The sequence below is a fragment of the Actinomadura roseirufa genome (assembly GCF_900659635.1).
Classification (GTDB): Bacteria; Actinomycetota; Actinomycetes; order Streptosporangiales; family Streptosporangiaceae; genus Spirillospora; species Spirillospora roseirufa.
Map to the genome: position 1 here is coordinate 1 of NZ_CAACVB010000391.1, position 5,485 is coordinate 5,485.

Annotated in this window: 8 protein-coding genes; all 8 read left to right on the forward strand. The window is 44.7% G+C overall.

The window, feature by feature from the left end; translation table 11 throughout:
- The first annotated feature begins 173 nt into the window (after positions 1-173).
- Genes E1291_RS45505 through E1291_RS45540 form a run of 8 tightly spaced genes read left to right on the forward strand, consistent with a single transcriptional unit; the run spans position 174 to position 5,449 of the window.
- A complete protein-coding gene (locus E1291_RS45505) occupies positions 174-701 on the forward strand; it encodes a hypothetical protein (RefSeq protein WP_000487867.1) in 528 nt (175 codons plus the stop codon).
- Between the two features lie 8 nt (positions 702-709).
- Positions 710-1,696, forward strand: coding sequence for a Minor spike protein (locus E1291_RS45510; protein ID WP_000466547.1), 987 nt, complete (start codon positions 710-712; stop codon positions 1,694-1,696).
- 36 nt (positions 1,697-1,732) lie between these two features.
- Positions 1,733-3,301 (forward strand): replication endonuclease, encoded by a 1,569-nt coding sequence (locus E1291_RS45515; RefSeq protein ID WP_001134933.1) that lies wholly within the window; start codon positions 1,733-1,735, stop codon positions 3,299-3,301.
- The gene (locus E1291_RS45520) at positions 3,234-3,386 is read left to right on the forward strand and encodes a hypothetical protein (protein WP_435988044.1); all 153 of its coding nucleotides are present in this window, start codon (positions 3,234-3,236) and stop codon (positions 3,384-3,386) included. Before E1291_RS45515 ends, E1291_RS45520 begins: the two co-directional genes overlap by 68 nt.
- Positions 3,319-3,558, forward strand: coding sequence for a phage DNA packaging protein C (locus E1291_RS45525; protein ID WP_016670801.1), 240 nt, complete (start codon positions 3,319-3,321; stop codon positions 3,556-3,558). Before E1291_RS45520 ends, E1291_RS45525 begins: the two co-directional genes overlap by 68 nt.
- Positions 3,555-4,013: a scaffolding protein D gene (locus tag E1291_RS45530; protein ID WP_000084700.1), complete on the forward strand. Its 459-nt coding sequence runs from the start codon at positions 3,555-3,557 to the stop codon at positions 4,011-4,013. Before E1291_RS45525 ends, E1291_RS45530 begins: the two co-directional genes overlap by 4 nt.
- Positions 4,013-4,129, forward strand: a complete 117-nt coding sequence (locus E1291_RS45535; protein WP_000033471.1) for a phage DNA packaging protein J — start codon at positions 4,013-4,015, stop codon at positions 4,127-4,129. The genes E1291_RS45530 and E1291_RS45535 overlap by 1 nt, the downstream gene beginning before the upstream one ends.
- A 36-nt stretch (positions 4,130-4,165) precedes the next feature.
- On the forward strand, positions 4,166-5,449 hold the full coding sequence (locus E1291_RS45540; protein ID WP_000065572.1) for a major capsid protein: 1,284 nt from the start codon (positions 4,166-4,168) through the stop codon (positions 5,447-5,449).
- Positions 5,450-5,485: the final 36 nt, after the last annotated feature.

Sequence of the window (5,485 nt, forward strand, 5' to 3'; positions counted from 1 at the left end):
AAATTTAATGTGACCGTTTATCGCAATCTGCCGACCACTCGCGATTCAATCATGACTTCGTGATAAAAGATTGAGTGTGAGGTTATAACGCCGAAGCGGTAAAAATTTTAATTTTTGCCGCTGAGGGGTTGACCAAGCGAAGCGCGGTAGGTTTTCTGCTTAGGAGTTTAATCATGTTTCAGACTTTTATTTCTCGCCATAATTCAAACTTTTTTTCTGATAAGCTGGTTCTCACTTCTGTTACTCCAGCTTCTTCGGCACCTGTTTTACAGACACCTAAAGCTACATCGTCAACGTTATATTTTGATAGTTTGACGGTTAATGCTGGTAATGGTGGTTTTCTTCATTGCATTCAGATGGATACATCTGTCAACGCCGCTAATCAGGTTGTTTCTGTTGGTGCTGATATTGCTTTTGATGCCGACCCTAAATTTTTTGCCTGTTTGGTTCGCTTTGAGTCTTCTTCGGTTCCGACTACCCTCCCGACTGCCTATGATGTTTATCCTTTGGATGGTCGCCATGATGGTGGTTATTATACCGTCAAGGACTGTGTGACTATTGACGTCCTTCCCCGTACGCCGGGCAATAATGTTTATGTTGGTTTCATGGTTTGGTCTAACTTTACCGCTACTAAATGCCGCGGATTGGTTTCGCTGAATCAGGTTATTAAAGAGATTATTTGTCTCCAGCCACTTAAGTGAGGTGATTTATGTTTGGTGCTATTGCTGGCGGTATTGCTTCTGCTCTTGCTGGTGGCGCCATGTCTAAATTGTTTGGAGGCGGTCAAAAAGCCGCCTCCGGTGGCATTCAAGGTGATGTGCTTGCTACCGATAACAATACTGTAGGCATGGGTGATGCTGGTATTAAATCTGCCATTCAAGGCTCTAATGTTCCTAACCCTGATGAGGCCGTCCCTAGTTTTGTTTCTGGTGCTATGGCTAAAGCTGGTAAAGGACTTCTTGAAGGTACGTTGCAGGCTGGCACTTCTGCCGTTTCTGATAAGTTGCTTGATTTGGTTGGACTTGGTGGCAAGTCTGCCGCTGATAAAGGAAAGGATACTCGTGATTATCTTGCTGCTGCATTTCCTGAGCTTAATGCTTGGGAGCGTGCTGGTGCTGATGCTTCCTCTGCTGGTATGGTTGACGCCGGATTTGAGAATCAAAAAGAGCTTACTAAAATGCAACTGGACAATCAGAAAGAGATTGCCGAGATGCAAAATGAGACTCAAAAAGAGATTGCTGGCATTCAGTCGGCGACTTCACGCCAGAATACGAAAGACCAGGTATATGCACAAAATGAGATGCTTGCTTATCAACAGAAGGAGTCTACTGCTCGCGTTGCGTCTATTATGGAAAACACCAATCTTTCCAAGCAACAGCAGGTTTCCGAGATTATGCGCCAAATGCTTACTCAAGCTCAAACGGCTGGTCAGTATTTTACCAATGACCAAATCAAAGAAATGACTCGCAAGGTTAGTGCTGAGGTTGACTTAGTTCATCAGCAAACGCAGAATCAGCGGTATGGCTCTTCTCATATTGGCGCTACTGCAAAGGATATTTCTAATGTCGTCACTGATGCTGCTTCTGGTGTGGTTGATATTTTTCATGGTATTGATAAAGCTGTTGCCGATACTTGGAACAATTTCTGGAAAGACGGTAAAGCTGATGGTATTGGCTCTAATTTGTCTAGGAAATAACCGTCAGGATTGACACCCTCCCAATTGTATGTTTTCATGCCTCCAAATCTTGGAGGCTTTTTTATGGTTCGTTCTTATTACCCTTCTGAATGTCACGCTGATTATTTTGACTTTGAGCGTATCGAGGCTCTTAAACCTGCTATTGAGGCTTGTGGCATTTCTACTCTTTCTCAATCCCCAATGCTTGGCTTCCATAAGCAGATGGATAACCGCATCAAGCTCTTGGAAGAGATTCTGTCTTTTCGTATGCAGGGCGTTGAGTTCGATAATGGTGATATGTATGTTGACGGCCATAAGGCTGCTTCTGACGTTCGTGATGAGTTTGTATCTGTTACTGAGAAGTTAATGGATGAATTGGCACAATGCTACAATGTGCTCCCCCAACTTGATATTAATAACACTATAGACCACCGCCCCGAAGGGGACGAAAAATGGTTTTTAGAGAACGAGAAGACGGTTACGCAGTTTTGCCGCAAGCTGGCTGCTGAACGCCCTCTTAAGGATATTCGCGATGAGTATAATTACCCCAAAAAGAAAGGTATTAAGGATGAGTGTTCAAGATTGCTGGAGGCCTCCACTATGAAATCGCGTAGAGGCTTTGCTATTCAGCGTTTGATGAATGCAATGCGACAGGCTCATGCTGATGGTTGGTTTATCGTTTTTGACACTCTCACGTTGGCTGACGACCGATTAGAGGCGTTTTATGATAATCCCAATGCTTTGCGTGACTATTTTCGTGATATTGGTCGTATGGTTCTTGCTGCCGAGGGTCGCAAGGCTAATGATTCACACGCCGACTGCTATCAGTATTTTTGTGTGCCTGAGTATGGTACAGCTAATGGCCGTCTTCATTTCCATGCGGTGCACTTTATGCGGACACTTCCTACAGGTAGCGTTGACCCTAATTTTGGTCGTCGGGTACGCAATCGCCGCCAGTTAAATAGCTTGCAAAATACGTGGCCTTATGGTTACAGTATGCCCATCGCAGTTCGCTACACGCAGGACGCTTTTTCACGTTCTGGTTGGTTGTGGCCTGTTGATGCTAAAGGTGAGCCGCTTAAAGCTACCAGTTATATGGCTGTTGGTTTCTATGTGGCTAAATACGTTAACAAAAAGTCAGATATGGACCTTGCTGCTAAAGGTCTAGGAGCTAAAGAATGGAACAACTCACTAAAAACCAAGCTGTCGCTACTTCCCAAGAAGCTGTTCAGAATCAGAATGAGCCGCAACTTCGGGATGAAAATGCTCACAATGACAAATCTGTCCACGGAGTGCTTAATCCAACTTACCAAGCTGGGTTACGACGCGACGCCGTTCAACCAGATATTGAAGCAGAACGCAAAAAGAGAGATGAGATTGAGGCTGGGAAAAGTTACTGTAGCCGACGTTTTGGCGGCGCAACCTGTGACGACAAATCTGCTCAAATTTATGCGCGCTTCGATAAAAATGATTGGCGTATCCAACCTGCAGAGTTTTATCGCTTCCATGACGCAGAAGTTAACACTTTCGGATATTTCTGATGAGTCGAAAAATTATCTTGATAAAGCAGGAATTACTACTGCTTGTTTACGAATTAAATCGAAGTGGACTGCTGGCGGAAAATGAGAAAATTCGACCTATCCTTGCGCAGCTCGAGAAGCTCTTACTTTGCGACCTTTCGCCATCAACTAACGATTCTGTCAAAAACTGACGCGTTGGATGAGGAGAAGTGGCTTAATATGCTTGGCACGTTCGTCAAGGACTGGTTTAGATATGAGTCACATTTTGTTCATGGTAGAGATTCTCTTGTTGACATTTTAAAAGAGCGTGGATTACTATCTGAGTCCGATGCTGTTCAACCACTAATAGGTAAGAAATCATGAGTCAAGTTACTGAACAATCCGTACGTTTCCAGACCGCTTTGGCCTCTATTAAGCTCATTCAGGCTTCTGCCGTTTTGGATTTAACCGAAGATGATTTCGATTTTCTGACGAGTAACAAAGTTTGGATTGCTACTGACCGCTCTCGTGCTCGTCGCTGCGTTGAGGCTTGCGTTTATGGTACGCTGGACTTTGTAGGATACCCTCGCTTTCCTGCTCCTGTTGAGTTTATTGCTGCCGTCATTGCTTATTATGTTCATCCCGTCAACATTCAAACGGCCTGTCTCATCATGGAAGGCGCTGAATTTACGGAAAACATTATTAATGGCGTCGAGCGTCCGGTTAAAGCCGCTGAATTGTTCGCGTTTACCTTGCGTGTACGCGCAGGAAACACTGACGTTCTTACTGACGCAGAAGAAAACGTGCGTCAAAAATTACGTGCAGAAGGAGTGATGTAATGTCTAAAGGTAAAAAACGTTCTGGCGCTCGCCCTGGTCGTCCGCAGCCGTTGCGAGGTACTAAAGGCAAGCGTAAAGGCGCTCGTCTTTGGTATGTAGGTGGTCAACAATTTTAATTGCAGGGGCTTCGGCCCCTTACTTGAGGATAAATTATGTCTAATATTCAAACTGGCGCCGAGCGTATGCCGCATGACCTTTCCCATCTTGGCTTCCTTGCTGGTCAGATTGGTCGTCTTATTACCATTTCAACTACTCCGGTTATCGCTGGCGACTCCTTCGAGATGGACGCCGTTGGCGCTCTCCGTCTTTCTCCATTGCGTCGTGGCCTTGCTATTGACTCTACTGTAGACATTTTTACTTTTTATGTCCCTCATCGTCACGTTTATGGTGAACAGTGGATTAAGTTCATGAAGGATGGTGTTAATGCCACTCCTCTCCCGACTGTTAACACTACTGGTTATATTGACCATGCCGCTTTTCTTGGCACGATTAACCCTGATACCAATAAAATCCCTAAGCATTTGTTTCAGGGTTATTTGAATATCTATAACAACTATTTTAAAGCGCCGTGGATGCCTGACCGTACCGAGGCTAACCCTAATGAGCTTAATCAAGATGATGCTCGTTATGGTTTCCGTTGCTGCCATCTCAAAAACATTTGGACTGCTCCGCTTCCTCCTGAGACTGAGCTTTCTCGCCAAATGACGACTTCTACCACATCTATTGACATTATGGGTCTGCAAGCTGCTTATGCTAATTTGCATACTGACCAAGAACGTGATTACTTCATGCAGCGTTACCATGATGTTATTTCTTCATTTGGAGGTAAAACCTCTTATGACGCTGACAACCGTCCTTTACTTGTCATGCGCTCTAATCTCTGGGCATCTGGCTATGATGTTGATGGAACTGACCAAACGTCGTTAGGCCAGTTTTCTGGTCGTGTTCAACAGACCTATAAACATTCTGTGCCGCGTTTCTTTGTTCCTGAGCATGGCACTATGTTTACTCTTGCGCTTGTTCGTTTTCCGCCTACTGCGACTAAAGAGATTCAGTACCTTAACGCTAAAGGTGCTTTGACTTATACCGATATTGCTGGCGACCCTGTTTTGTATGGCAACTTGCCGCCGCGTGAAATTTCTATGAAGGATGTTTTCCGTTCTGGTGATTCGTCTAAGAAGTTTAAGATTGCTGAGGGTCAGTGGTATCGTTATGCGCCTTCGTATGTTTCTCCTGCTTATCACCTTCTTGAAGGCTTCCCATTCATTCAGGAACCGCCTTCTGGTGATTTGCAAGAACGCGTACTTATTCGCCACCATGATTATGACCAGTGTTTCCAGTCCGTTCAGTTGTTGCAGTGGAATAGTCAGGTTAAATTTAATGTGACCGTTTATCGCAATCTGCCGACCACTCGCGATTCAATCATGACTTCGTGATAAAAGATTGAGTGTGAGGTTATAACGCCGAAGCGG